The following is a 25,481-nucleotide window of genomic DNA, read 5'->3' on the forward strand; positions in this document are numbered from 1 at the left end:
TCGCTTCTTTCCCACGCTCTCCATGATGCTGGACATCCTCCCGGAGCCCTACCGGCTCCTGATCTCGGATGTCCGTCAAAACGGGGCAGGCCCAGGATGCGCTGCGATGACTGTGCCTTGCGGGCGATCTGCCACTGGGCGTGAAGCTCGGCAGACGCACCTGCATCTTGCCGTGGACCCGGCGCAGCATCGAGTCGGTGTCCACGAAGCACAGTGTGTCCGTGCCAGGCCAGTAGCGGTGTTCGGCCGGCGAGGCCGATCAACGTGTTACGGGCTGCAGCCTGGTACTGACGCACGTGGCCGTGGGTGAGGGTGCTCGGGAACGAGCCGAGCGTCGAACCGGGGCGTGACAGACAGCGGGCACAGGAAGTCTGTGATCATGAGTGTGTTGACACTCGTGATCAGTGACTCCTGTGCCCGCTTCATGCTCGTACAGCGGCGACCTTGCTGGTCTCGCCGGCTCTAGGCCCGCTGAGACCTGCGGCCACAGCTGGTTAGGCGCGCAACCACAGCTGGTTGTTGGGAATCTGGCCAGTCGCGCAGGCGAAGATGGCGACGTTGGTGCCGGTCTGGCCACCCGAAATTCCGAGACACATGTTCGGGTTCGCCCGGTTCTTCAGCTGGAAAGTGGTGAGAGTGGCCGGGTCCCACTGCCAGTCCTGGGTGTTAGAGGACGAACCAGCCGCAAGGACCGCTCGGGTCCCGCTCGCGGTGCTGTTCCCGCTGAGGCCCAAGTTCTTGTTGGAGGAGGTGTTCCAGAGGGTCAGGTAATTTCCCTCCCCGCAGCAGTCCGTGAAAGTCAGATTGGTGCTGCTGCCCATAACAAGATAGGTGCCACTAACCGTCACGTACCGGCCACCTGCATTCTTGAGCTTATAGCTTGATGCGGCATGCGCGGCGGTGGGAGAGAGCACCGCGAGCAGGGCACTGACCATAGCCGCCGCAGCTGCCGCGCTAACGAACTTCTTCAGACGCATTTGAACTCCTTGCTCGGAACTTGGTCGGCAAGACATTAGCGTCGCTCGATTGGTAATGTCAACCAGATAGTGAAGATGGTCCGCCCACCTCGGCCTATGCGCCCGCTTCCGTGTCCCCGTTGGAGTTGGCTTAGTCAGAGTACGGCTGGACAAACACGATTAAGGCCGGCCACCCCGAGGCTCCCTATCGGGATTGGAGTCGCCGCCTGGTCGCTGTCCTGTTTGGATCGTAACATGCATCGATCTTTTAGGTTGTCCCCCACTACCTTGAGCTGCAAGAACAGCCGGAATCTCCAGTGCCGATCGCCCGGTCGAGGAAAACTTACTCGGCTCGCGAACTTGACAGACGATCATGTGCCATCGATCATGGTGAAACGGACTCGGCAGGATTGATGACACGAAGGGGCCGGGGTTGACGTTGAGATAAAATGTGGTTGCCAGCATCGTGTTGAGCGTTTTGGGCGCGGGCAATTACACCGGCCTCATCGACCTCAAGTCGCGCCTTTTACATGGCGAAAACCTCGGGCAACCATGTCTTCCAGGACTCGGTGTCCTCGCCAGCGGGATATTGCCAACGTATCCATCTGATCAACGGCAACTACCAGTACATTAACCTGCAAAAAGGGCGGCCTCGGAATCGAGAGCTGGGCCATGATCAGGAACGTCAATAGCGGACCGTGTCTCGACGTTTCGCGCGGAAGCACCTCATCAGGCGCATCTGCGGCGAATCAAGCTTGGAAGATAAAAACCACGTCGGTGCGGCGCCAAATCTCCTTGTTCAGGCGTTCGTTCGGGTTGTTCGGCCCAGATCGGCCTGCCCCGGTCTCGCTGGTAGCGACCTTGGCCCGGCCCCGACTCGTTCAACGGGCGGGTGTGGAACGCGTGGACCTGGGCGTCGAGGTCGGCTGCCATCCGGCGAGTCGAGACACCGAGCAGGTACCAGGTGGCGCGATGATGCGTTGTGCGGTCACCGCGATAAATGCCTTCGAGAGTTCCGTGAGACCTTCACTCGAAAGATCACGCGATGGCCGCGGTCTATGCCGGATCCGTTGTCCGACGATCACGCCCACCGCGTTACACCACTTCAGGGACTTCACTGGCGGATCACCGTGGCGACGATATCTCCGCCGCGTCCGCATTGAACCTTTTGACTTTCCGCCCCGTACCGTTGAGCATGGGTGGGGATGTCGATCAAGATCTTAGACCGCGTTCGTCCGGCCGCGGCACTGTGGCACGTGATCCCTCCTCGTCGGCGCCCCGCGCACGCGTACCCGCTGAGCGAGGGGCCCGTGCTGCTGTGACGGAGCCGAGTACGCGTGAAGACGTACCGGTCCGGCCGAATCTGCGCTGGTCGCGGCCACTGTGGCTGGTGCTGATACTCATTGTCGCCGCCGCCGTCCGTGTCGGTTTGCTCATTTTGGAGTGGCCGGCCAGCAACAGCGATGAGGCCACGATGGGGATCATGGCGATGCACATCGCCGAGGGTCGGCATTTCCCGAGCTTCATGTACGGCCAGTCCTACATGGGAACGGCCGAGGCGTATCTCGCCGCCGCGGCGTTCTGGGTGTTCGGCCCGTCGCTGGTTGCGCTGCGTGTCCCGATGTTGCTGTTGTTCCTTCTCTTTCTCACCGCGATGTATGTGCTGGCCCGGCGTCTGTACGGAACGTCGGTGGCGTTGGTGTCGGTGGGGCTTCTGGCGCTCGGGTCCCGGGAGCTGTACGGCCATCAGTTGGTCGCTCAGGGTGCTATCCCGGAAACGCTGCTTGCCGGTACGCTGCTGCTCCTGCTCGGCCACCGTCTGCTGGACACGCCCGAGAACCCCAGCCACGCGTCGGCGCAGCGGTGGCGTCTGGTCGGCTGGGGCGTCGCCGCGACGCTCGGGTTGTGGAGCACCGTACTGATCGCCCCGTTCGTACTCACCTCCGCGGCTCTCGTTTGGATCGCCCTCCGTCAGCGGGCGGCGGTGATTCCCGGCCGGTGGTGGGCGCTCGGCGCTGGTCTGCTCATCGGTGCGGCGCCCTGGATCGCGTATGACCTGAGTCGCCCGTGGCGGGACAGCGGTGTGGTCAGCGTGGTGAACATGTACCTCAGCGGTGGCACGGGCCTCAACGGGCAACAATCGCCAGGGCTTGCCGCCCAGGTGATCAACACCGTGACGACCAGCCTGTCGTACGTCACCGGGGGCTCCGCGATCGCGCACCCGAACTCTCCTCCGGCGCTCTACTTCGGCTATCCCGGAAGCTGGCATCCCCCGACCGACGACATCCCGTCCACGCTGTGGGGCGTCGCCGTCCTCGTGTTGTGGGCCATGGGAGTCGCTACCTGTATCCGCGTGCTGCGTAACCGTCGCGCCGCACCGGATCAGCGAAACGGTGGTGAACCCAGCCGGGCACAGAACTACACCAGGTTGGCGATGCTCATCGCCGCCGGTCTGACCGTCGTAGCGTTCGCCGCCAGCCCCACACCGGGAGTCGCCCCGGCGAACAACTTCCGATACATCATCGGAGCCGTCATCGCCACACCCGCTGTTGTAGGTGCGTTGTGGGGGCTGCGCTCCGTGGCACCCAGGCTCGGCGGCATCGTGCGGAATGCGGTGCTCGCCATCGTCGCGCTCACGCTGGTCCTGGGCACCGCGCAGGCATACCGCGACGCCTCCCAGGGGCCCACCGAGGCGGCCCGTCGCCAACTACTCGATGCTCTGCGGAGTGACGGCGTAACGCACGTCTACAGCGGTTACCTCGAGTGCAACCGGCTGACGTTCCTCAGCGGTGAAAAGGTGATCTGCGCCGTTCTGTTCGGCGGTCCTGCCGATGGCCTGCATCCAGGGCTCGACCGTTACCTGCCCTACCGGACCGCCGTGCAGGCCGATCCACGAGCCGCCTACGTGTTCCGCTCCGACGATTCCCGTAATACCGTCCTGGCCAGCTCGGATTGCCAATGGGAGAAGCACCGGCGCGTGGCCGGATACGACGTGTGGCAGCCGGCAGATCGTTGCCTCCCGTCGGGTCGGCAGACTCCGTAGTCCATGCCATGCGGGTGACGCTCCAGCGGACTTGTCAGGTCCGTGCTCTGACCCGCCGAGCTACGGCGACGTGGAGGAGAGCGAGGGATTCGTACCCGGATGAAAAACCGCCGGTCCCCCAGGGGGACGGCGGCGGCGTCAGCTGGCCGGCTACGCCACCGGTCTTTGCTACGAGTGCGCCGGGCGCGCTCTCAACGCAATTTTCGGAGGTCGGCTTTGCGGACCTTGTTCGAACCGGTGCGGGGCAGGTCGTCGACGAAGGTGAACTCGGCGGGAATCTTGTACTTGGCCAGGCGCTCGATGAGATGGTCGCGCAGCTCGGTTGTGGAGGGTGTCGGGCCGGGGGCCGGGACGATGAAGGCTCGGCCCACCTCGCCCCATCTCTCGTCAGGGATGCCGATCACGGCGGCCTCGGCCACGCCGGGATGGGTGAACAAGGCCGCCTCCACCTCGGCCGGGTAGACGTTTTCGCCGCCGGAGATGTACATGTCCTTGAGGCGGTCGAGGATGTGGAAATGGCCGCCCGGGTCGACTTCCGCTATGTCGCCGGTGTGGAGCCAGCCGTCGGTGAAGGCGCCGGCGGTGGCGGCCGGATCGTTCCAGTAGCCGGGGGTCACGTTGGGGCCGCGGACCAGCACCTCCCCCGGGTTGCCGTCCACGCGAACGTCGGTGAAGAAGACCGGGACGCCGGCCGAGCCCACGTGGTCGAGGCTTTCGCGGGCCTCCAGGAAGGTCGCGCCGGGGGCCGTCTCGGTCATGCCGTAGCCCTGGCAGAACGTGAGACCTCGCTCCTGGTAGGCGCGGATCAGCGCGGGCGGGACGGCGGCGCCGCCGCTCATCACGCAGCGCAGCGAGGACAGGTCGGTGTGCGGCCAGCGCGGGGATCGGGCGAGGGCCGCGAACATCGCCGAGACGCCGAACATCCACGTGACCCGCTGCGATTCGATCAGATCCAAGGCCTGGTCGACGTTCCAGGACGGCATGATGACGCAGCGGCCGCCCTTCAGGACGGTCGGCAGGAGGCACTGGTTGAGCGCCGCCACGTGGAAGAGCGGGGCGCCTATCAGGGTCACCTCGTCGCCGGCCACGTCGACACCGACGAGCAGGTTGTACGTGTTCCAGGTGACGTTTCCGTGGGTGAGCACCGCGCCTTTGGGGCGGCCGGTCGTGCCCGAGGTGTAGAGGATGAGGGCCGGGTCGTCCAACGCGACGTCGGCCTCGATGGGCGGGCCCTCGGGAAGCGCCGACAACGAGGACAGGGGAATGGTCGTGGGGGCCGACACGTCAGCGCACTCCGGCGCGCGGATCAGGATCCGCGCGCCGGAATGGTCGAGCTGGTAGCGGAGCTCGGCGGCCGTCAGCCGGGAGTTCAGCGGGACGAAGACCGCGCCCAGCAGGTGGGTGGCGAACAGCGTCTCGACGAGCGCCGGATGGTTCGGCCCGAGGTAGGCGACCCGGTCGCCCCGGTCGGCGCCGGCCACGCGCAGGCGGTGGGCCAGCCGGGAGATCCGGTCGCGGAGTTCGGCGTACGTCCAAGAAGCGTCCCCGAAGACCAGCGCGACCCGATCGGGCGAGATGGCGGCGCGCCGCGCCGGCCAGGAGCCGAGTCCCCTGTTCATGGCGTCAGGGGTAGTAGCGGTAGATCGGCTGGGCGACGCAGGCCGGCTTGTCGGAGCCGTCGATCTCCACGGTGAAGGTGAGTTTCACCTGCGCTCCCCCGCCGCCGACCGGGGTCACCGCGTCCACCGTCGCGGCCAGGCGGATCTTCGAACCGACCTTGACCGGGGACGGGAAGCGCACCTTGTCCAGGCCGTAGTTGATGCCCATCGAGACGCCGCCGACCTGCAGGAGTTCGGAGAAGAACGGGATGACGAGCGACAGCGTGAGGTAGCCGTGGGCGATCGGCGCCCCGAACGGTCCCTGTTTGGCCCGTTCGACGTCGACGTGGATCCACTGGTGGTCGCCGGTGGCCTCGGCGAACTGGTTCACCCGGTCCTGGGTGACCTCGAGCCAGGCACTGTGCCCGAGGTCCTTGCCGGTGAGGGTCTTGAGTTCGTCGATGCCGTTGACGGTGATCATGTATGAAGCCCCTTTCGTCTTCGGGAATTCTCGCCCGGCGCGGCTGCGACTGCCGTCTCACACTTTCGCGGTGAACGGACGCGGGTACGGCGCGGGCCGGTAGTGCACGAAGTCCGAGGACGAGGCGAGCGCGTTCAGGGCCTCGGGCGACGTTCCCGTCCAGTAGCCCAGGCCGACTCGCCGTTCCAAGGTCTTCAGCGCCGCCAGCATCTCCCCGTCGGTGAAGGTGCAGTGCCCGGCCCGGTGCACGAACGCCTGCCGCAGCAGTTCGGGCGAGCGGACCGCTTCCCGGTACGCGCTCTGCACCTGCACCGGCACGAGCGGGTCCCCGGTCGTGTGAATGGTCAGCAGCGGGTCCCTGAGCCGTCCGGTGAAGGACAGGTTCCGCGCCATGTAGGCCACGGCGCGGGGGTCGGCGCTGATCCGCGGCGCCCGGGCCAGCGCCCGCAGGTCGTCGTCGAGCGACACCCCGGCCGCCCGGTAGAGCGCGTCGACCTCCGCCCGCAGCGACGACTTCGCCAGCATGCGCCGGTAGTCCACGCCGGTGTTCCACGACATGTTCCCGCCCGCGCGGCTCTCCGCCTCCTGCCGCCACGACAGCCCCACGTAGATGGTCGTTCCCAGCGCCCGGGCCTGGTTCCGTTGCGCCGTCTCGTCATCGCCCGGCGCGGGCTCCGGAAGCGCCGGATCGGGCCAGGCCGGAATGTTGTGCAACGCCGCCGCCAGTGCCGTCCGCGCCCGCCCGGCCGGCGTCTCCTGCGCGGTCGCCAGTGCCGCGTTCAGAGCCGCGATCGACGCCGAGGCGGTCGTTTGGTCCGTCAGCCGTACGAGGGGCAGGTCGCTGCCCGGAAGCAGCAGCGTCCGCAACGCGAACAACGGGTCGAGCGTGTTGTTCCAGTTGGCCACGCCGCCCTGTTCGAGCCCGCACATGGCCAGCCCGCCCACGAACCGCGCCGGATACCGCTCCAGGAGACCCGTGGTGATCATCCCGCCCAGCGAGGTCCCCCAGGCCAGTGAGCGCCGGGCCTTCCCGAATCGGGCCCCGAACACGTCGAGCGTCGCCACCTGGTCGGGCAGGGCCTGCTCCAGCACCCAGCCGGTGTCAGCGTAGGACGATCCGATCAGCGCGTACCCCCTGTCGAGCAGGGTGTCGCGCACGCCGGTGCTGGGCGCGTTCTGTGCCGGGTTGGGCGCGCCCTTGGGCGTGTAGCCGTGGCTGTAAAGCAGAACCGTGCCGTTCCAGGCCTCCGGCACGTCGAAGACGTAGGCCGCCCCCGACGGCAGCGTGCCCTCGACGTGGGTGACGGCCGGCGCGACGGCCGACGCCGGCGCGGCCAGCCCGGCCACGACTACCGCGAGGCCCGCGATCGCAGCGGTGACGCGACGGGTTCTCATGCGCGTTCCTCCAAGGATGCCGAAGAAGATGCGTTGTCCGGCGTGATATTTCGGATTTGTTCATCCGGCGGGGTGCGGGATGCGGGTTGGTTACTGGCGGTGGGTAGGAAGCGGGCGGTGAGGCGGCGGGCGGTGGGGACGATGCCCTTGGGCATGTAGCGGACGGCCACGACCAGGAGCACGGCGTAGACGGCGTATGACAGGACGCTCGGTGCGTAGCTGGGCATGCCGGGTTGAGTGCCGAGTTCGTTGAGGATCTGGACCAGCAGGACGATCACCGCGGCGCCGACCACGGGGCCGGCGATGGTTCCCAGGCCGCCCACCACGGCCATGACCACGAACTCGATGGAGAGCAGCACCGGGAACGAGCCGGGCGCCAGGTAGCCCAGATAGAACGCGTAGACCCCGCCGGCCAGGCCCGCGAACGCCGCCGACAGGGCGAAGACCGCCAGCCGGTAGCCGCCGACCGGGACCCCACTGGCCGCGGCCGCCGTCTCGCTCGTGGCGGCCGCCCGCAAGGCCCGGCCGGCGCGCGAGGCCACCACGTTGCGGGAGATGAGCAGCACCACGGCGAGGACGGCCCAGACGACGTACGCGTAACCGATGTCGTCCTTCAGTCCGGACAAGCGCGGGATGCCCTGCAAGCCGATGGCACCGCCCGCCCATGTTCCCTGACCGAGCAGGGACAGGAGAATCAGTTGTACGGCCAGGGTGGCGAACGCCAGGTGATGCCCGCGCAGGCGCAGCAGCGGCGCCCCGAGCAGCACCGCCGCCACCGCCGCGGCCACCGGGGCCAGCAGCAGGCCGACCACCGAGGGGACGCCGTGCACCGCCAGCAACCCGGCCGCGTAGGCGCCGATCGCGTAGAACGCCGCCTGGCCCAGGGACACCTGCCCGGCGTACCCCATCAGCAGGGACACACCGGCGGTGACCGTCGCGGCCAGGCCGAGCAGGATGTAGACCGAGAGCTGCTTCTCCGGCAGCAGGGGCGGCAGGGCCAGGGTGACCACGGCGACCGCGACCGTCAGGTATCTCATCGTGCCGCCTCCCGGACCGGGCCCGACCGGGCGGCTTGGACGATCATGACGGTGAGCATGAGCAGGAGGGCCACTTCCAGCTGGTAGGCGCCGCCGCCGTAGCCGGCGATCAGGGTCTGGGCGACGCCGAGCAGCAGGCCGCCGGTCAGGGCGACCGCCGGGCGGGTGAGGCCGCCCAGGACGGCGGCGGCGAAGCCGTTGACGATCAGGGTGACGTCGCTGTCGAAGGTGACCTGCTGGACGGGGGTGGTGAGGACGCCGGCCAGGCCGCCCAGGGCGCCGCCGAGCGCGAAGGCGAGCAGGCCCATGCGGCGCACGTCGATGCCGACGACACGGGCCGCGTATCTGTTGGAGGCGCAGGCGGACAGGGCCTTGCCGAGGTCGGTGCGGGTGAAGAACAGGGCCAGGGCCACGAAGACGGGCACCGTCACGGCGACGATGAGCAGGTAGTGGGCCTGGATCCGGGCACCACCGACGGTGGCGACGCCGGACAGGCCGGCGAAGGAGCGGGGCTGGTCGCCCCAGATGACGATCTCGACCGCGTACGCGAAGACGCCGAGACCGAGGGTGACGATGAGCGACGTGCCGGGGTCGGTGCCCGGTCTGCCGATGGCGACGACGCCGACGAGAACGCCGACGACGGCGGCCACGACGACCGCCAGCGACTCCGACAGGACGTGCGGCAGGCCGGCCGTGAGCAGCGACGAGGTCAGCATGGCGGCGATGACGGCGAAGGCGCCCTGAGCGAAGTTGACCACGCCGGTGACCCGGTAGATGGCGACCAGGCCGCTGGCGACCAGGGCGAAGCCGGCGCCGATGCCGAGGCCGGTCAGCAGGTAGCCGAGGAAGTCACTCATAGTGGCCGCCCAGATAGGCCGCGGTCACCCGCTCGTCGGCGGCCAACATCGCGGCGTCCCCGGCCAGGACGATCCGGCCGGCTTCCAGGACGTACGCGCGTGAGCAGAGCGACAGGGCCAGGCGCGCGTTCTGCTCGATCAGCAGCACGGCCAGGCCCCGCTCGCGGTGCAGCGTCCGCAGGTGGCCGACGAGGGTTTCCACGACCAGGGGCGCCAGGCCCAGGCTGAGCTCGTCGATCACCAGCACGTCGGGCCGGGCCATCAGGGCCCGGCCGATCGCCACCATCTGCTGCTGTCCGCCCGAAAGGGTCCCGGCGTCCCGGCGGCGCAGTGGCACCAGCGCCGGCAGCAGCTCGTAGATGCCCGAGGTGTCACGGCCCCGCCGCCCGTTGCGCCACCCGCCGAGGCGCAGGTTGTCGTCCACGCTGAGGTCGGCGAAGACCTCACGCCCCTCGGGCACCTGCGCCAGCCGCCCGTCGACGGTGACCCGCCCGGCGTCGGCTTCGACCAGCCCGGAGAGCGCCTTCACCAACGTCGACTTCCCCGCCCCGTTGGCGCCGATGAGCGCGACCATCTCCGACTCGTCGAGGTGGAGCGAAACGTCGTCGAGGGCCGTCGCGCCCGAGTACCGCACGGTCAGTGAGGACACGTCCACGAGCGTCATGCGCTCGCCCCCAGATAGGCGGCGATCACCCGGGGGTCGGCGCGCACCTCGGCCGGGGACCCCGAGGCGATGACGCGGCCCAGATCGAGGACGGTGACCTGGTCGGCCAGGCGCATGACGAAGGCGACGTCGTGCTCGACCAGCAGCATGGTCAGCCCGGAACGGCGCAGGGAGGCCAGCAGCGTGGCCAGGTGCTCGCGCTCCCCCGCCCGCAGGCCCGACGCCGGCTCGTCGAGCAGCAGCAGCCGGGGCTCGCCGCACAGGGCGCGGGCCAGCTGCAGCGCCCGCTGCTGGCCCAGTGGCAGGTCCTCGGCCGGCCGGGACGCCCAGCCGGCCAGGCCGGTCAGGGACAGGCATTCCAGGGCCCGGGTACGGATCTCCCGCTCCGCCCGGTGGTGCGACGGCAGCCGCAGCGCCCCGGCCAGGAAGCCGGCCCGGGTGGTGCTGTGGGCGCCGACCATCACGTTCTCCAGGGCGGTCAGACCGTGGAAGATCCGGGCCGCCTGGAACACCACCGACACGCCGAGGCGGGCGCGGCGGTGCGCCGCGAGCCGGTCGACACGGACGCCGTCGAGCTCGACGCGGCCGGCGTCCGGGGCGAGCTGGCCGCCGATCAGGGCGAACAGCGTCGATTTCCCGGCGCCGTTCGGCCCGATCACCGCCCGGAGCTCGCCCGGGCGGACGTGCAGGTCGACGTCGCGTACGGCGTAAACGCCCCCGAAGGACCGGGACGCGCCGGAGACCGCGAGCGCGGCGCCCGTCATCAGCGCCCGCCCAGCTTCCGCGCCGAGTAGTCGGTCGGCACGAACGCGCCCTTCGTCACCGTGGTGATGGCGATGAAGTCGGTGGTCAGTCCGCTGTGGTCGGTGGCCGAATACTTGTAGGTGCCGTTCGGCGTGGTGAGCGTCAGGCCCTCCAGGGCGTCGCGCACCTTCTTCTTGTCCGTGCCACCGGCCGCCTTCAGCGCCGCCGCGAGCAGCTTGACACCGCTGTACCCGTCCTGGGCGAACTGCGGGGGCGGGTACCCGTATTTGGCCTCGAACGCCGTGGACAGTTCCTCGATGGCCGCCTTCTGCTCGCCGGCCGGCAGGGTGTCGCCGACGATGCCGATGGAGCCGGCCACCACCGCGCCCTCCGCGGCCGCGCCGGCCGGGTCGAGGAACAGCTTGCTGGCCTGGGCGCCGGTCAGCACGAGCGGGATCTTCAGGCCGCTCGCCGCGTACTGCTTGGTCAGTGCGACGGCGGGCGCGCCGGTGGCCCACACCATCAGGGCCTGGGCGTCCGACGAGCGTACGTGGGTGAAGACCGCGCCGAACTCGGTCGCCGTGGTCTGGAACTGCTCGATCGGGTTCAGCGTCACGCCGTACTGCCCGGCCTTGGCCTCGAGGCCCTTGAATCCGGCGACGGCGTAGCTGCTCTTCGTGTCGTAGGCGACCGCGACCTTGGTGAGTTTCTGGTCCTGGAAGTACTGCAGGGCGGCCTCGGCGTACGTGCCGGAGAGCGCGGGCACCACGAAGACGTACGGATGGAGGGGTTTGACCTGTTCGTCGGCCGGGGTGAGGGAGAGGTACGGGATCTCTTCGCGGTCGACCAGCGGAACGGTGGCCAGGGCGGAGTTGGAGAAGGGCGAGCCGATGATGGCGTCGGAGTCGCCCTTGAGCTCGTTGAAGGCGAGGACGGCCTGGTCGGGCAGGCTCTTGTCGTCCTTGACGGTCAGTGAGATCTTGCGGCCGTCGATGCCGCCGGCCGCGTTGATCTGGTCGACGGCGAGGGCGACGGACTTCTGGTTCTCGGTGCCGAGCGGCGAGTAGTTGCCGGTCAGCGAGACGATCTGGCCGACCTGGATGGTGTCGTCGGAGTCACCGCCGCCGGCGGACGAGCAGGCGGCCAGGACGAGGGCGAAGGCGAGGAGCGGAACGGATCTGCGCACGGGTTGCCTCCCGTTACGGACCATTGTCAGACTTCGATGAACCCCGAAGTTAGGCGCATCTTCCACTGCCGTCAACAATCTGCCTAATATCTAGCCCATGCCGCTGACCGAGGCCCGGCCGCAAACCCTGCTGCTCATGCTGTTCGGCGACTTCGTGCTCGACCGCGACGTCCGGGTCTTCTCCGGCAGCGTGATCGACGTCTGCGGCCGCCTGGGCATCTCGTCGCACGCCGCCCGCTCCACCCTGACCCGCATGGTCAGCCGTGACCTGCTCCAGCGGCAGCGCGCCGGCCGGCGCATGTACTTCGGGCTCACCGAACGCTCGACCGCCCTGCTGCGCGACGGCCGCACCCGCATTTGGGGCGGCGCGGTCGACGAGCACTGGGACGGCACGTGGACGCTGCTCAGCTTCTCGCTGCCCGAGTCGTGGCAGCGCCAGCGGCACGACCTGCGCTCCCAGCTGGCCTGGTCGGGCTTCGGGCCGATACAGGGCGGGCTGTGGATCGCCCCCGGCGAGGTCGGCGTGCAGCAGATCGTCAGCGACCTCGGCCTCGAGGCCCACGCGCGGGTCTTCCACGCCCGGGCCGGCGCGCTCACCGACATCGGCGCGATGGTCTCCGACGCGTACGACCTGGCGGCGCTGGCCGCCCGCTACGACGACTTCCTGGCCCGCTGGGACGGCCCGCCGCCACTGTCCGACCCCCTCGCGGCCCGGTTGAGCCTGATCGCCGAGTGGCTGCACGCGATCCGCCGCGACCCCCGCCTGCCGGTCGAACACCTCCCCGCCGACTGGCCGGCCGCCCGCGCCCAGAAGGTCTTCCGCGAACTCGAGACCGCCTACGCCGAACCGGCCCGACGCATCGCCGAGGAGGTCCTCGAATACCTGAACCCCTGAGGCGTGCTACGCCCCGGTGTGCGGGTCGGTGGTCGTGTGGGGCAGGGCGGAGAGGGTCAGGACGTGCTGGGCCGGGCTGCCGGCCGGGGCGTACAGGACCAGGTCGCCGTCCTGGTCGGCGGCGCGGCGTACGGCGTGCTGGAAGACCACCACGCCGGCGCTGGCCAGCAGGGTCACACCGGTCAGATCGACGGTGAGGGAGCGGGTGCCGTTGAGCGTGAAACGTTGCAGCTCCTTGGCCAGGAACCCCGCCGTGGCCAGCGTGATCGGGCCGTCCAGCCGCACCCGGGGCGCCGGCGCCGCCGGCTGGTCGAGGACCAGCAGCAGGTCGGGCTCGCCGGCCGGGGACGGGCCGATCCGTTCGGCGATCAGCAGCCGGGCCGGGGTGGTGATCCGGTGGCGGATCTCGGCCGTCGTGCCGCGGTGGCCGCGCCGGAGCCGGAACTGGTGGACCATCTGCTCGACCAGGACCAGGCCGAGCCCGCCCGTGACGGCCGGCGGATGCTCGTGCCAGGAGCCGTCGTCGGCCACCTCCACCCGGACCTCGCCGCCGGTGTCCAGCTCGGCGCTCAGCCGCACCCGGCCGGGCGGGCCGCCGCGATACGCGTGCTGCACGCAGTTCGTGACCAGTTCGCTGACCGCGTGGCGGATCCCGGCGATGTCCTTGTCGCTGGCGCCGAGGGCGCGCAGCCATTCGCCGACCGCGACGTGCGCCCGGCCGATCGCCGCCGTCGAGGCGGTCAGCGACAGCCCCAACGGCGACGGCGGCGGCACCCGCTGCACGGCCAGCATCGTCACGTCGTCGGTGTGCCCGGTGGGCCGCAGCAGCAGCTCGATCGTCTGCACGCAGACCCGCTGGGCCACGGTGAGCCCCGAGTCGCGCAGCACCCGGTCACCGGCCGTGTCCTCGGCGACGTTGGCCAGCTCGACCAGGCTCTCCGCGTACTCCCGGCCGGGCCGCTCGATCAGGCCGTCGCTGACCAGCAGCAGCAGGTCGCCGACGGCGAGGCGGTCGGCGCCGAGCGGGAAATGGTCGCCGCCGCCGAGCGGCGGCGCGCCGGTCGCCGGCAGGTAGCGGCTCGGCCCGCCCGCGCCGACCAGCAGCGGCGGCGGATGCCCGGCCGTGCAGTATTCGAGCGTGCCGTCGGCGGGGTCGAGGACGGCGACGCAGATGGTGGCGCCGCGGGCCGCCGGCAGCCGCCCGGCCAGCCGGTTGGCCGCGGCCAGGGCGACCGTGATGTCGCCGTCGTCGAGCAGCCTGTCCTGCACCACGGCGCGGAGCTGGCCCATGGTGGCCGAGGCGGCGACGCCGTGACCGGCGACGTCGCCCAGGACCAGGGCCAGCCGGCCGTCGCTCAGGGCCAGGGCGTCGAACCAGTCGCCGCCCGCGGCGGTGTCGGCGTCGGCCGGCAGATATCCGGCGGCGGCCCGGGCCCGCGGCAGCACCGGCAGGCCGCCCGGCAGCAGTTCCAGCTGCATCGCCACGACGACGTCGCGGGCCCGGGCGTAACGCCGCTCGGCCCGTTCGGCCCGCTGCCGCTCGGCCTCACGCTCGCGGACCCGGTCCGACACCTCGACCGAGTACTGCGACAGACCGACCACGGCACCCGAGTCGTCGCGGTGGGGGGTGACCACGATGTCGAAGTAGCTCTCGGGCCGGCTGCCGTCGTCGTGCTCGAGCTGGAGCCGCCACTCCAGCGCCTTCTGGGTGACTCCGGTGCGGTACGCCCGGTCGAGGATGGCGAGAACCTGCTGGGTCAGGGCGGCCGGGAAGACCTCGGCCACCGTGCCGCCCACCTGGTGGGCCCGGCCGCTGAGCTCGCGCGCGAGCGCGTTGACGGCGATGATCCGGTGTTCGGGACCCTCCATGGCCAGCATCGCGATGGGCATCCGCTCGAAGACGCGCCGCACCGTCTCGGCGTCGCCAATGTCCTCAGCTGACAACCGTGCCTCCCCGGCGCGCGCCCGATCCCGGACGAACCCTATCGTTGCCGGATCATCACGGCCATGGGCTGCCCGGCGGCGGCGGCTCCTCTCCGGTCCGCCCGGCGGCGGGCAGCCAGAGCACGAACGTGCTGCCCCGGCCGGGTTCCGAGTGGGCGGCCACCCGGCCCCCGTGCGACTCGGCGATCTGCCGGACGATGGCCAGGCCCAGGCCCGTGCGCCGCTCGGTGCCGCGCTGCGGCCCCTTCCAGAACCGGTCGAAGACCCGGGGCAGGTCCCCGGCCGCGATGCCGGGCCCCTCGTCGGCCACGGCCAGCCACAACCACGATGGGGTACGGCCGGCGGCCACGGTGATCGTGGAAGCGGGTGGCGCCAGCCGTACCGCGTTCGACAGAAGGTTGCCCACCGCGCGCCGCAGCGCGTCGGCGTCGCCGATCAGCCGCAGCCCGGGCGCCGTCGCGTAGGCCAGCCGCAGCCCGCGCTCGCGGGCCAGCGACTCCTCCCCCGCCTCCCGGGCCACCACGGCCAGGTCCACGTCGGTGTCGGTGGTGTCGGCCTCGCGCCGGGCGGTGGCCAGCAGGTCCTCGACCAGCCGGGACATGCGGGTGGTGGCCCGGTCGACCACCGCCACGGCCCGGCCGCGTTCCTCCGGCGTGGCGTCCGGCGCGGTCAGCGACGCGTCCAGGTTGGTCCGGATGATGGCCAGCGGGCTGCGCAGCTCGTGCGAGGCGTCGTCGATGAGCTGCCGCTGGGCCTGGAACGCGTGGTCGAGCCGGTCCAGCATGGAATCCAGCGTCTCGGCCAGGTCACGCAGCTCGTCGCGCGGGCCGTCGAGCCGGATCCGCCGCGACAGGTCGGTCGCCTGGATCTCGCGGGCGGTCCGGGTGATCGCGCCGACCGGCCGCAGCGCCCGGCCCGACAGCACCCAGCCGACGCCCAGGCTGGCCACGAAGAGCCCGCCCAGCGCGTACAGCGAATAGCGCCGCAGGTTCGTCATGGTGTTGTAGTTGACGGCCGCCTCGATCTCGCCGACCTCGGCGAACGTGACCTCGCCCCGGTACTGGCGGTCCTCGTAGAGCCGGCCCGTCCTTTCGGTGATCGGCCGCGGCTCGGTGGTCTGCGCGATCGCGAGGTAGATGCCGCCGAGGGTCAGCCCGGCCAGGGCGAACAGCACGGTCGAGTAGATCACCGTGAGCCGGGCCCGCAGCGACCTCACGGCGTCGCCTCCCGCAGCCGGTAGCCGCGGCCGACCACGGTGCCGATCCACCCCTCGCCCAGCTTGCGGCGCAGCGTGCCGACGGTGACCCGGACGGTCTGGGTGAACGGGTCGGCGTTGGCGTCCCACACGTGCTCGAGAAGCTCCTCGCTGGACACCACGTGCCCGGGGCGGGTCATCAGGTACTCCAGGACGCCGAACTCCTTGGGCGTCAGCGCGAGCGGCTCCCCGCCGAGGGTGGCCCGGTGCCGGGCGGTGTCGAGCACCAGGTCGCCCACGGTGAGCCGGGCCGAGCCGCCGGCGGTGTCGCGGCGCAGCAGCGCCCGGACCCGGGCCAGCAGCTCGGCCAGGTGGAACGGCTTCACCAGGTAGTCGTCGGCGCCCTCGTCTAGGCCGCGCACCCGGTCGTCCAGGCCGCCGCGCGCGGTCAGCATCAGGACCCGCAGGTCACCCGGGCCGGGCGTCGGGGTCTCGCCGGTCCGCAGCGAGCGGCACAGCGCGAAGCCGTCCCCGTCGGGCAGGTTCACGTCCAGCAGCATCAGGTCGTACTCGTTGACGGTCAGCCGGTCGTACGCCTGGGCCACATCGCCCGCGACGTCCACCGCGTAACCGGTGCGGGCCAGTCCCACCCGCAGGCCTTCCGCCAGATCTTCCTCGTCCTCAACAACCAGAAGGCGCATTCCCCGACTGTGCGTCGCATTCATGGGAGTTTGCTGAACCACAGCAGGGAGAACATCGCGGCCGCGAGGGCGAGGACCAGACCGACGCCGATGAATCTCGCCGAGATGTCACGGACCTCGGTCTCGTGGCCGACGGAACTGCCGATGTCGGCGTACGCGTCCCGCAGCTCCTGCGAACTGGAAGCCTTGAAGTACTGCCCGCTGGTGGCCTCGGCGATCGAGCGCAGCGTCTCCCCGTCGACCGGCACCGCCTGGCCGCCCTCGATCCGGCCCTCGGGGGTGCCGAACGAGATGGTGTCGACCGGGACGCCGAGTTCGGTGGCGGCCCGGGCCGCCACCGTGGGTTCCTGCCCGGAGGTGTTGGCGCCGTCCGACAGGACGACCACGCGGGCCGGCGGAGTGTCCTCGCCGGCCTGGGCGTCGAGGGTACGGATCTGGTCGAGCGCGGCCGCGATGGCGTCGCCGATCGCCGTGCCGGCCCGGCCGGCCGAACCGTCGGAGAGCCGGTCGATCCCGCGGGCCAGCTCCTCCCGGTCGGTCACCGGCGGCACGACGACCGAGGCCGTGCCGGCGAACCCGACCAGGCCCACGTTGAACGGCCCGGGCAGGTCGGCGACGAACTCGTGGGCGGCCGCCTTCGCGGCCGCGAGCCGGTCGGGGGCCACGTCGTCGGCCAGCATCGACCGGGAGACGTCGACCGCGACGAGCACGGTGGCCCGCTCCCGGGGCACCTCGACCTCGGCTTGCGGCTGGGCGAACCCGGCCACCAGCAACGCCAGCATGCCCAGGAACAGGCTCGCGGGCACGTGCCGGCGCCAGCCGGGACGCTTCGGCGCGACCCGGTCGAGCAGGCGCAGGTTGGTGAAGCGGACGGCGTAGCGGCTGCGGCGGCGCTGGGCCCACACGTACGCCCCGGCCAGCGCCGCGACGCCGAGCAGCAGCCAGAGCCGTTCGGGCGAAAGCCAACTCATGCTGATCCTCGTTTCCTGGTGGCGGCACGGCTCAGCCGCCGGCGGGCGTGCACGTGCCGGACGATGTCGGCGACCCAGTCCCGGTCGGTGCGCAGCGGCAGGTGCGCGGCACCGGCCCGGCGGATCGCGGCCGCGATGGTGGTCTGCTGCCGGGTGGCCGCGGCCGCGTACCTCTCCCGCAATCGACGGCTTGCCGTCGGCACCTCGCGCCGGCGCCCGGTCTCCGGATCGACCAGGGTGAGGATGCCGACGTCGGGCAGTTCGTGCTCGCGCGGATCGCCGACCTGCACCGCGAGCACCTGATGGCGGGCGGCCAGGCGGCGCAGCGGCTGCTCCCACTCGGGCCGCCCCGGGCCGAGGCCGTCCTGGTCGAGCCCGTCCAGGAAGTCCGAGACGATCACGACGAGGCCGCTCTTCGCCGGCAGCGTGCGCATCCCCTCGGCGAGCGACGCGGCTCCGGTGGCGCGCGGCGACTCCGACAGGGCGCGCAGGACGCCCATCAGCGGGGTGCGGCCGGTGCGGGCCGGGAAACGCCGGGTCCCCTCCGGCGTCAGGACGCAAGCGCCGAGCCGGTTGCCGTTGCCCAGCGTGAGGAAGCCGACGGCCGCGACCGCCGCCACGGCCAGCTCCCGCTTCTCCAGTTCGGCCGTGCCGAAGTCCATGCTGGCGCTCGCGTCGACCAGCACCCAGGTGGCCAGTTCCCGGTCGGCGTCGACGGTCCGCACGTGCGGCACGGTCGTGCGCGCGGTCACCGCCCAGTCCATCCGGCGGACCTCGTCCTCGGCCGGCCGGTACTCGCGGCTTCCGGCCGGCTCGCTGCCGAGACCGGGCACCAGGCCGAGGTACGAGCCGTGCAGCAACCCGTCGAGCCGGCGCGTCACGACGAGTTCGAGCCGGCGCAGCCGCCGCTCGGCCTCCATCAGGCCGCCTCCTGCCGCTGGGCGGGCGCGATCAACGGCAGCGGCACCGCGGCGACGATCTCGCGGACCAGGTGCTCCGGCTCGACGCCGTCGGCGACCGCGTCGAAGCTCAGCACGAGCCGGTGCGCGAGCACGTCCTCGGCGATCTCCCGCACATCGGCCGGCAGCACGTAGTCGCGCCCGCGCAGCAGGGCCAGGGCCCGCCCGGCGGCGACCAGGCCGAGGGTGGCGCGCGGGCTGGCCCCGTAGGCCAGGGACCCGGCCACGCCGGGCAGCCCGAACCGGGCCGGATCGCGCGTGGCCACGACCAGCCGGACCACGTACTCGGAAAGCGCGTGATGCACGAAGACCTTGCGCGCCTTGTCCTGCAACGCCGTCAGCGTCGTGGTGTCGAGGACCGGCTCCGCCGCCGGCCGCTCGGCGCTCATCCGGTACAGGATGCCGAGCTCCTCCTGCTCGGTCGGATAGCCCACCACGACCCGCATCAGAAACCGGTCCCGCTGCGCCTCCGGCAGCTGGTAGACGCCTTCGCTCTCGATCGGGTTCTGAGTGGCCAGGACCAGGAACGGTTGCGGTACGGGGTGGGTGCGGCCCCCGATCGACACGCGCCCCTCGGCCATCACCTCCAGCAGCGCCGACTGCACCTTCGCGGGCGCCCGGTTGATCTCGTCGGCGAGCACGATGTTCGCCATCACCGGCCCCAGCTCGACGTCGAACGCCTCCTTCGACGCCCGGTAGATACGGGTGCCGAGCAGGTCCGACGGCACCAGGTCGGGCGTGAACTGGATCCGCCGGAACTCACCGCCGACGGCCACCGCCAGCGTCTCGGCGGCCAGCGTCTTGGCCACACCGGGCACACCCTCGAGCAGGCAGTGCCCACCCGCCAGCAGGGCCGTCAGCAGCCGCTCGACCAGCCGGTCCTGCCCGACGATGACCTTCTTGACCTCAAACAGCGTCTGCTCCAGCAGCCGCGCGCCCGCTAAGTCTTCCGTCATGCTCCCGATGACATCAGCGAGCACCGAAAGACAACCGAAGGTCCCGCACCACCTCGCCGATCTGCCGCGTCGTCGCGGCGGCCACCCGGGCGTCGGTCGCGGCGTACGAGCAATAGGCGTTGAGCCCGGTCGTCAGCGCCCACCCGCGCCCCCGCACCCAGGTCGCCTCGTCCACGCCGAGAGCGTCCCGGAACACCCGGCGGGAACCGGCCGACATCAGGGTGAAGGCCATCATCATGTCCCGCGCCGGATCGCCCACGCCGAGGCCGCCGAAGTCGATGACCGCGCTGACCCGCCCGCCGGCCGTCAGCACGTTGCCGATGTGGAAGTCGCCGTGGAACCACACCGGCGGCCGGTCCCAGCCGGGCGCGCCGAGCGCCGCCCGCCACGCCGCGGTGAGCGCCCCGGCGTCGAAGACCCCGGCCACCCGGGCGATGTCGGCCCGCGTCTGTTCGTCCCGGTCGCGCAGCGCCTCCTCCCGCTCGCGCGGCGCGCCGTCGGCCGGGAACCGCTGGAGGGCGGTGAGAAACCCCGCCAGGGCCTCGGCCGCCTCCCGCGAGTCGGCCAGGTCGACCGTGGCCACCTCACCCGCCAGCCACCGGGACACCGACCAGTGCCACGGATACCCGTTCCCGGGCCGCCCCACCGCGACCGGCTCCGGCACGGCCAGGGGCAGGGCCGGCGCGAGCCGGGGCAGCCAGGCGCTCTCCTTCCGCGCCTGCCCGATCGCACCCTCGTGCCGGGGCAGCCGCACGGCGAGCTCGTCGCCCAGCCGGAAGATGACGTGATCCGACCCGCCGTTCTCCACCGGCCGCAGCGGCAGCCCCGCCCATCGCGGAAACTGCGCTTCCACCAGGCCCCGGGCCAGCGCGACGTCGATCATCCGGCGAAGCTACTGTCGCGGAACCCCCCAGCTCAACCGGATTACCCCCATATGGTGTTGTCATGGACGCGGGCGATGCTCTGTCGGGCGCCGGCTTCGGCCTGGTGGCGCTCCTGCTGGCCGGCTCCGGCGTACGGACCCTGACCCGCGGGACCACCCCCGAGCCCCGCCTGCAGGCGTACTCCCGGTTCGGCATGGCCCTGGGCTGCGCCGTCCTGGCCGCCAGCTTCCTGGTGCGAGCGTCCCGCGTGACCACCGGCGTACTCCTGGCCCTGTCGGTCGTGGCCCTGCTGACGTCGATGGCCCTGGAAACGCGGCGGAACCGACGGCTCCACCACGACTAAGCTCGCGTCCCATGTCGATCGTGGGCCGGGATGCCGAGGTGACGCCCGGAACCGTCGTCGTGGTCATCGATGTCATCCGCGCCTTCACCACGGCGGCGGTCGCGTTCGAGCGCGGCGCCGCCGAGATAGTGTGCGTGGCCTCGGCCGACGCCGGCCGTGAACTCCGCCGGGCGTGGCCCGACCGGCTTCTCATCGGTGAGGTCGGCGGGCTCAAACCGGCGGATTTCGACTACGGGAACTCGCCGCTCGAGATGTCGGCCGCGCGGGTCGAGGGCCGGGGCCTGATCCAGGCGACCACGAACGGGACGCGCGGGCTCGTCCGCCACCCGCACGCCGCGGCCCTGCTCGCGGCGTCGGCGGTGAACGTGGCGGCCACCGCCCGGTGGATCGCCGGGAACCACCCCGGCACGCCCTGGACCCTCGTCTGCACCGGGCGCGGCGCCGAGGACCGGGCGTGCGCGACCTACCTGGACGGCCTTCTCCGCGGCACCGATCCGAGCCGGGCCGACCTGATCGCGGGGATCGGGGCCGGCGCGGCCGAGCATGGCCACGTCGCCGGGGAAGACCTGCCGTTCTGTACCGACGTCGACCGGTCGGACTTCGCCATGGTCGGCCGCGTCCGGTCGGGCCGGGTCACTCTCAGCGCCGTGCCCGGCTGAGGTTGTCGGGATGTCGATATCATCAGCCGGCATCCCGATCCTGGAGCGTCGATGACCTACCCTCCGCCCGTCGACCCGTACGAGTCGTCCCCGCACACGGCGCCGCTCTACGACCAGCCCTACGTGCCGCCGGCGCCGTATCCCGCTCCCCTGGCGGCTCCTCCCCGGAACGGGTCACGGACGACGATGATCGCCCTGCTGTCGGCGGCGATCGGGGTGATCGTGCTCGTCGGCGGCGGAGTGGTCTTCTACCTGGTCGGTGAGCACTACTCCTGGGGCCGGGGCACCCCGGTGCGGGACACCATCACGATCAGCGAACCGGCGACGCTGGCCGGTCAACCCAAGATCGAGGCCGACGAGCTCTCCACGCTGACGAGCGACCTGGAGAAGGAACTCGAGGGCTACCCGGGCGCGGCGAACGCGTTCGGCGCCGTGTACGGCTCCCTGCCCGACCGGGAGTTCTTCGCCGCCCTGGCGGCCGAGGTCGACGTCGACGACCCGCAGCGGATGCTCGACACCGCGTTCCAGTCGTTCAGCGGGGTCAACCAGCTCGAAGGAGTGACGCCGGCCAGCACCGGCGACCTCGGCGGGGTCGCACAGTGCGGCAGCACCGTCATCGGCGAGGAGGACGTGGCCATCTGCGGCTGGGCCGACGAGGGCAGCGTCGGCATGATCCTCTGGTTCTACGAGACCGCGGTCGACGTGAAGGGCGACTTCCCCGACATGCGCGCCGAGATCGAAACAAAAGACTGACCTCGCCGTGGTGAGGCGGCGCGCCGAAAGCTGAGGGTGTGCGGGGCCGTTTCTGAGGTGCCGCTCCCGATGTCCGGCAGCGGGCCGCCGACCAGGCTCGATTCATACCGAATCGAAGCCTGGAGGGCTCGCATGCTCAGCTGTTTGACCGTCGTGGCGCTGGCCACCACGGTGCTCGCGGTGGAACCGGTCGATCCTCCGCCACCGCCGCCCGTCGTGGGCCCGTGCTACGCCGACCTCAGCCCGTACCGCCGGTGGATGGGCGTCGCCTGCGCCGGCTATGAAACGCCTCAGCCGCGGCCGAGGGCGGCCCAGATCTGGCTCACGTTGTCGTAGGTCTCGCCGTCCGGGAGGCTGTCGATGTCGGCCAGGACGTCGTCCGGAGCGCCCAGCGTCTCGGCACTGCGGCGCAGCGCCTCCCGGTCGCCGGGCAACGCCGACAGGCCGATGTAGCGCCCGAACCGGCTCAGGCCGTTCTCGTCGTCGACGGGCGACGTGGCCGGCTGGTCCTCACCTGACGGCTCGGCCATCTTCCACTCTTCCGACCGGCCGCGATCCTGGCCGCGCTCGCCGCGCTCGAGCGCGTCGTCGACCCGGGGACTGTGCTTGCTGCTGCCTCGTTCCATACCGACAGCCTTCCCGTCGCAAATGGCGATAAACGTCAGGATTGACCGTACGGCGCCACCTGGTCCTCGGGCACCGGCCGGTCCTCGGCCCGGTCATGTGGTCCGCCGGGTGGTCAGGAAGCCGAGGGCGATCATGCCGAGTCCGAGGCCGAGGTGCAGCCAGTCGTCGGCGGTGTTGACCGGCACGAAGTTGGCGGCGGCGTCCGGGCCCACCACCAGCCCGTACAGCCAAAGCACGAGATAAACGGCGCCGCCGCCGATGAGATAGGCCCGGGCGCCGCTCGCGGTCCGGGCCAGCGCGAGTCCGGCCACCCCGAACAGCAGGTGCACGATGTTGTGCAGCACGGACACCTGGAAAACGCCGAGCAGGTGGGCGTCCGAGTGGTGACCGGCGCAGGTCATGCTGTCGAAGTTCGTCGTGACGCCGGGGATGAACCCGAGCACACCGACGAGCAGGAAGACGATGGAGACGGCCAGGGCCGCGGTACGGACGGGTGAGCGTCCCGCGGTGACGCGGCCGGCCGACGACGCAGTGGACATGAGGCGCTGCCTTTCGTGGGGGAAGCGCCGCATGCCCGTCAGGAACCGTCACAAACGCCCGCGTTCACCGCCGTCGCCATCGATGGGCGTCCACGGCGATCGCGCCGCCCGTGAGCAGGACGATGGTGCACGTCAGGGCCACGCCGAACACGCCCCAGGCGACCATCGCCACCGAGAGCAGACCCCACACGAGTCCACCCACGACGGCGAGCGTGATCAGCACCCGCCGGGGCGGGCGCCGCCGCCCGGCCAGCGACGGGTAATCGGTCGTCAGCCGCTCGACGATCTCGGCGAACTCTCGTTCTTTGTCGTTCGTTGCCATCGGGTCAACCTCCCGGCCCAGTCTCCCTCGGAGAGGCACGTCCGTATGGACGGTAACCCTCGCCTTCTAGGACGCGTTTCTCAGTAAATTTGTGCACTCCGGCGAATGACCGCAAGGTGGACAGCAAAATACAGCTGAGTCACAGGAAGGCCCGGCTCACCGGCCGGCGTGCTGTCGATCATCCGGTTGCGCCGCCCTGGCCCTGGACCTGCCGCCCGGCCTTGAGCACCCGCTACGAGCGAACCACCTGTTCGTCCCTTCCAGCGGCAGCCGAACAAGCATCGACCACGACCTGCGCCGGCCCTACCGGCCGTCCGGTCATCCGCCTGAGCCCGCGGTGGCCGGGCGCGTCGTCGGCCGATCGGTGGCTCCGGCAGCTCGGGCACCGCCCGTACGGTGCTCTCGCTTCCTCCTCGGTGGCCGACCGGGCCTCCTCCGGCAACCAGCAGTCGGCCTGTCGACCTCCGGCCGCCTCGGCGCGGCCCAGCAGATCGCCACTGGGAAGTCCGGCGGTGAGGGCGCCGCCCCGGCCGCTCGGGCGTGTGGTCCAGCTCTCTTGGGGCCGGCTTCCATCCTCGCAGCTCGGAGACGCTATATTTCAGGTAGTAGCTATCCAAGGGATACAGGAGCACATCATGGCGAAGGTCGTTGTTTTCGGCATCACCGGCTACGCCGGCGGCCACATCGGCGCGGAGCTGGCCGCCCGCGGACACCAGGTGAAAGGCGTCGCCCGGAAGATCGCGACCCTCCCCGAGGGCATCGAGTCGCACGCCGGTTCGATCCACGACGCCGCTTTCGTCCGCGGCGTCACCGAGGGCGCCGACCACATCGTGGTGGCGCTGCGCTTCGGCCCCCAGGCCGACGAGCCCCAGCTGATCGAGGCCCTGCCCACCCTGATCGAGGCCGCCGTGACCCAGGGCGCCCGCCTCGGCTTCGTCGGCGGCGCCGGCTCCCTGCTCGTGGCCGAGGGCGGCCCGGCCCTGGTGGACACCCCCGACTTCCCCGACGCCTACAAGGGCGAGGCGCTGGCCGCTCGCGACGCCCTGGTAGCCCTGCGCGCGACCGACGAGGCGCTCGACTGGTTCTATGTGAGCCCCGCCGCCGGCTTCGGCGGCTTCAACCCTGGCGAGAAGACCGGCACCTTCCGCGTCGGCGGCGACATCCTTCTCACCGACAGCCAGGGCAATTCCTACATTTCAGGCGCCGACTACGCCATCGCTTTCGCCGACGAAATCGAATCCGGCACCCATCGCCGCGCCCGCTTCACCGTCGCCTACTGACCTTTTCAACCCGCCGCCCCGCCCTCGGGGTTTCACCACCCCGGGGCCGCGCCACCCAAGCCGCGCCGCCGCAGGGCCGCGCCACCCTGGGACCGCGTCACGTCTCCGACCGGGTGGGCTCGCAGGCCACGCCAGTCCGAGATCCGCGCCACTCCTAGGATCACGCCATCGCCGGACCGCACAATTACCGGGACCACCCCATCCCAGGACCGCACAATCCCTGGGACCACGCCATCCGGGACCGCGCCATGCTCCAGGCCGAGTCGGCGTCCGGGCTGCGCCGCCCTAGGAGCCGCCACCCCGGGACCACGCCGTACCTCAGGGCGAGTCGACCTCCGGGCTGTGCCACTCCTAGGATCGCGCCGCTCTGGGGCAACACCCTCTCAGGACTGCGCCACGCCTAGGTGTAGCGACCAGGACCGTTGTTGACTCGGGTGATGGGTGGCTTGCCTCCGAGCGCGGTGTGGGCTCGATGGTAGTTGTAGGTGTGGA

At 71.0% G+C, this 25,481-nt stretch carries 25 protein-coding genes and 1 pseudogene; 6 read left to right on the forward strand and 20 right to left on the reverse strand.

Annotated elements, in window-relative coordinates:
• The coding region (locus tag AB0C26_RS46110; RefSeq protein ID WP_360261725.1) for a hypothetical protein at positions 1–205 on the reverse strand (205 nt) is incomplete at its 3' end.
• A 289-nt stretch (positions 206–494) separates the two neighbouring features.
• Positions 495–977: an RICIN domain-containing protein gene (locus tag AB0C26_RS46115; protein ID WP_360261662.1), complete on the reverse strand. Its 483-nt coding sequence runs from the start codon at positions 975–977 to the stop codon at positions 495–497.
• A gap of 1,369 nt (positions 978–2,346) precedes the next feature.
• On the opposite strand from AB0C26_RS46115, the gene AB0C26_RS46120 reads away from it, so the two are divergent.
• Positions 2,347–3,999: a hypothetical protein gene (locus tag AB0C26_RS46120; protein WP_360261665.1), complete on the forward strand. Its 1,653-nt coding sequence runs from the start codon at positions 2,347–2,349 to the stop codon at positions 3,997–3,999.
• Between the two features lie 191 nt (positions 4,000–4,190).
• Here the strand turns inward: AB0C26_RS46120 and AB0C26_RS46125 are convergent, their stop codons facing one another.
• From AB0C26_RS46125 to AB0C26_RS46160, 8 genes are read right to left on the reverse strand one after another with little or no spacing between them, the layout of a single operon-like run.
• Complete coding sequence (locus tag AB0C26_RS46125; protein ID WP_360261668.1) at positions 4,191–5,618, reverse strand: long-chain fatty acid--CoA ligase; 1,428 nt, start codon at positions 5,616–5,618, stop codon at positions 4,191–4,193.
• Between the two features lie 4 nt (positions 5,619–5,622).
• A complete protein-coding gene (locus AB0C26_RS46130; RefSeq protein WP_360261671.1) occupies positions 5,623–6,078 on the reverse strand; it encodes a MaoC family dehydratase in 456 nt (151 codons plus the stop codon).
• A gap of 57 nt (positions 6,079–6,135) precedes the next feature.
• Positions 6,136–7,473 (reverse strand): hypothetical protein, encoded by a 1,338-nt coding sequence (locus tag AB0C26_RS46135; protein WP_360261674.1) that lies wholly within the window; start codon positions 7,471–7,473, stop codon positions 6,136–6,138.
• On the reverse strand, positions 7,470–8,510 hold the full coding sequence (locus AB0C26_RS46140) for a branched-chain amino acid ABC transporter permease (protein WP_360261677.1): 1,041 nt from the start codon (positions 8,508–8,510) through the stop codon (positions 7,470–7,472). Before AB0C26_RS46140 ends, AB0C26_RS46135 begins: the two co-directional genes overlap by 4 nt.
• Positions 8,507–9,367: a branched-chain amino acid ABC transporter permease gene (locus AB0C26_RS46145; protein ID WP_360261680.1), complete on the reverse strand. Its 861-nt coding sequence runs from the start codon at positions 9,365–9,367 to the stop codon at positions 8,507–8,509. The genes AB0C26_RS46140 and AB0C26_RS46145 overlap by 4 nt, the downstream gene beginning before the upstream one ends.
• The gene (locus AB0C26_RS46150) at positions 9,360–10,031 is read right to left on the reverse strand and encodes an ABC transporter ATP-binding protein (RefSeq protein WP_360261683.1); all 672 of its coding nucleotides are present in this window, start codon (positions 10,029–10,031) and stop codon (positions 9,360–9,362) included. The genes AB0C26_RS46145 and AB0C26_RS46150 overlap by 8 nt, the downstream gene beginning before the upstream one ends.
• Positions 10,028–10,795, reverse strand: coding sequence for an ABC transporter ATP-binding protein (locus tag AB0C26_RS46155; protein ID WP_360261686.1), 768 nt, complete (start codon positions 10,793–10,795; stop codon positions 10,028–10,030). Before AB0C26_RS46155 ends, AB0C26_RS46150 begins: the two co-directional genes overlap by 4 nt.
• A complete protein-coding gene (locus AB0C26_RS46160; RefSeq protein ID WP_360261689.1) occupies positions 10,795–11,961 on the reverse strand; it encodes an ABC transporter substrate-binding protein in 1,167 nt (388 codons plus the stop codon). The genes AB0C26_RS46155 and AB0C26_RS46160 overlap by 1 nt, the downstream gene beginning before the upstream one ends.
• A gap of 97 nt (positions 11,962–12,058) precedes the next feature.
• Here AB0C26_RS46160 and AB0C26_RS46165 point away from each other — a divergent pair, with 97 nt between their 5' ends.
• A complete protein-coding gene (locus AB0C26_RS46165; RefSeq protein ID WP_360261691.1) occupies positions 12,059–12,856 on the forward strand; it encodes a PaaX family transcriptional regulator C-terminal domain-containing protein in 798 nt (265 codons plus the stop codon).
• Positions 12,857–12,862: 6 nt separating this feature from the next.
• Here AB0C26_RS46165 and AB0C26_RS46170 read toward each other — a convergent pair whose 3' ends face one another.
• From AB0C26_RS46170 to AB0C26_RS46200, 7 genes and pseudogenes are all read right to left on the reverse strand, one after another.
• Positions 12,863–14,800: a SpoIIE family protein phosphatase gene (locus AB0C26_RS46170; RefSeq protein WP_360261693.1), complete on the reverse strand. Its 1,938-nt coding sequence runs from the start codon at positions 14,798–14,800 to the stop codon at positions 12,863–12,865.
• A gap of 55 nt (positions 14,801–14,855) precedes the next feature.
• Positions 14,856–16,016 (reverse strand): HAMP domain-containing sensor histidine kinase, encoded by a 1,161-nt coding sequence (locus AB0C26_RS46175; protein ID WP_360261696.1) that lies wholly within the window; start codon positions 16,014–16,016, stop codon positions 14,856–14,858.
• Positions 16,013–16,696, reverse strand: a complete 684-nt coding sequence (locus AB0C26_RS46180; protein WP_360261699.1) for a response regulator transcription factor — start codon at positions 16,694–16,696, stop codon at positions 16,013–16,015. The genes AB0C26_RS46175 and AB0C26_RS46180 overlap by 4 nt, the downstream gene beginning before the upstream one ends.
• Positions 16,697–16,716: 20 nt before the next feature.
• Positions 16,717–17,667, reverse strand: a complete 951-nt coding sequence (locus AB0C26_RS46185) for a VWA domain-containing protein (RefSeq protein WP_360261702.1) — start codon at positions 17,665–17,667, stop codon at positions 16,717–16,719.
• Positions 17,664–18,587: a DUF58 domain-containing protein gene (locus tag AB0C26_RS46190; RefSeq protein WP_360261705.1), complete on the reverse strand. Its 924-nt coding sequence runs from the start codon at positions 18,585–18,587 to the stop codon at positions 17,664–17,666. Before AB0C26_RS46190 ends, AB0C26_RS46185 begins: the two co-directional genes overlap by 4 nt.
• Positions 18,587–19,546 (reverse strand): annotated as a pseudogene (locus tag AB0C26_RS46195) (MoxR family ATPase); the annotation flags it as partial. The gene AB0C26_RS46190 and the pseudogene AB0C26_RS46195, both read right to left, overlap by 1 nt.
• A gap of 49 nt (positions 19,547–19,595) precedes the next feature.
• Entirely contained in the window at positions 19,596–20,465 is an 870-nt protein-coding gene (locus tag AB0C26_RS46200; RefSeq protein WP_360261707.1) for an aminoglycoside phosphotransferase family protein, read from the reverse strand.
• Positions 20,466–20,527: 62 nt separating this feature from the next.
• Here AB0C26_RS46200 and AB0C26_RS46205 point away from each other — a divergent pair, with 62 nt between their 5' ends.
• From AB0C26_RS46205 to AB0C26_RS46215, 3 genes are read left to right on the forward strand one after another with little or no spacing between them, the layout of a single operon-like run.
• On the forward strand, positions 20,528–20,809 hold the full coding sequence (locus AB0C26_RS46205) for a hypothetical protein (RefSeq protein ID WP_360261709.1): 282 nt from the start codon (positions 20,528–20,530) through the stop codon (positions 20,807–20,809).
• An 11-nt stretch (positions 20,810–20,820) separates the two neighbouring features.
• Complete coding sequence (locus AB0C26_RS46210; protein ID WP_360261711.1) at positions 20,821–21,468, forward strand: 2-phosphosulfolactate phosphatase; 648 nt, start codon at positions 20,821–20,823, stop codon at positions 21,466–21,468.
• A gap of 51 nt (positions 21,469–21,519) precedes the next feature.
• A complete protein-coding gene (locus AB0C26_RS46215) occupies positions 21,520–22,221 on the forward strand; it encodes a hypothetical protein (RefSeq protein ID WP_360261713.1) in 702 nt (233 codons plus the stop codon).
• A gap of 290 nt (positions 22,222–22,511) precedes the next feature.
• Here AB0C26_RS46215 and AB0C26_RS46220 read toward each other — a convergent pair whose 3' ends face one another.
• From AB0C26_RS46220 to AB0C26_RS46230, 3 genes are all read right to left on the reverse strand, one after another.
• A complete protein-coding gene (locus AB0C26_RS46220) occupies positions 22,512–22,847 on the reverse strand; it encodes a DUF2795 domain-containing protein (RefSeq protein ID WP_360261716.1) in 336 nt (111 codons plus the stop codon).
• Positions 22,848–22,940: 93 nt separating this feature from the next.
• Entirely contained in the window at positions 22,941–23,387 is a 447-nt protein-coding gene (locus AB0C26_RS46225) for a DUF4383 domain-containing protein (RefSeq protein ID WP_360261719.1), read from the reverse strand.
• Between the two features lie 64 nt (positions 23,388–23,451).
• Entirely contained in the window at positions 23,452–23,709 is a 258-nt protein-coding gene (locus AB0C26_RS46230; protein ID WP_360261721.1) for a hypothetical protein, read from the reverse strand.
• Positions 23,710–24,344: 635 nt separating this feature from the next.
• Between AB0C26_RS46230 and AB0C26_RS46235 the strand changes: the two genes are divergently transcribed.
• Positions 24,345–24,989 carry an NAD(P)H-binding protein gene (locus tag AB0C26_RS46235; protein ID WP_360261723.1) on the forward strand — a complete coding sequence of 215 codons (645 nt, stop codon included), beginning with the start codon at positions 24,345–24,347 and terminating at the stop codon, positions 24,987–24,989.
• Positions 24,990–25,481 lie beyond the last annotated feature (492 nt).

Source organism: Actinoplanes sp. NPDC048796, from assembly GCF_040650035.1.
In the GTDB taxonomy this organism is placed as follows: domain Bacteria; phylum Actinomycetota; class Actinomycetes; order Mycobacteriales; family Micromonosporaceae; genus Actinoplanes.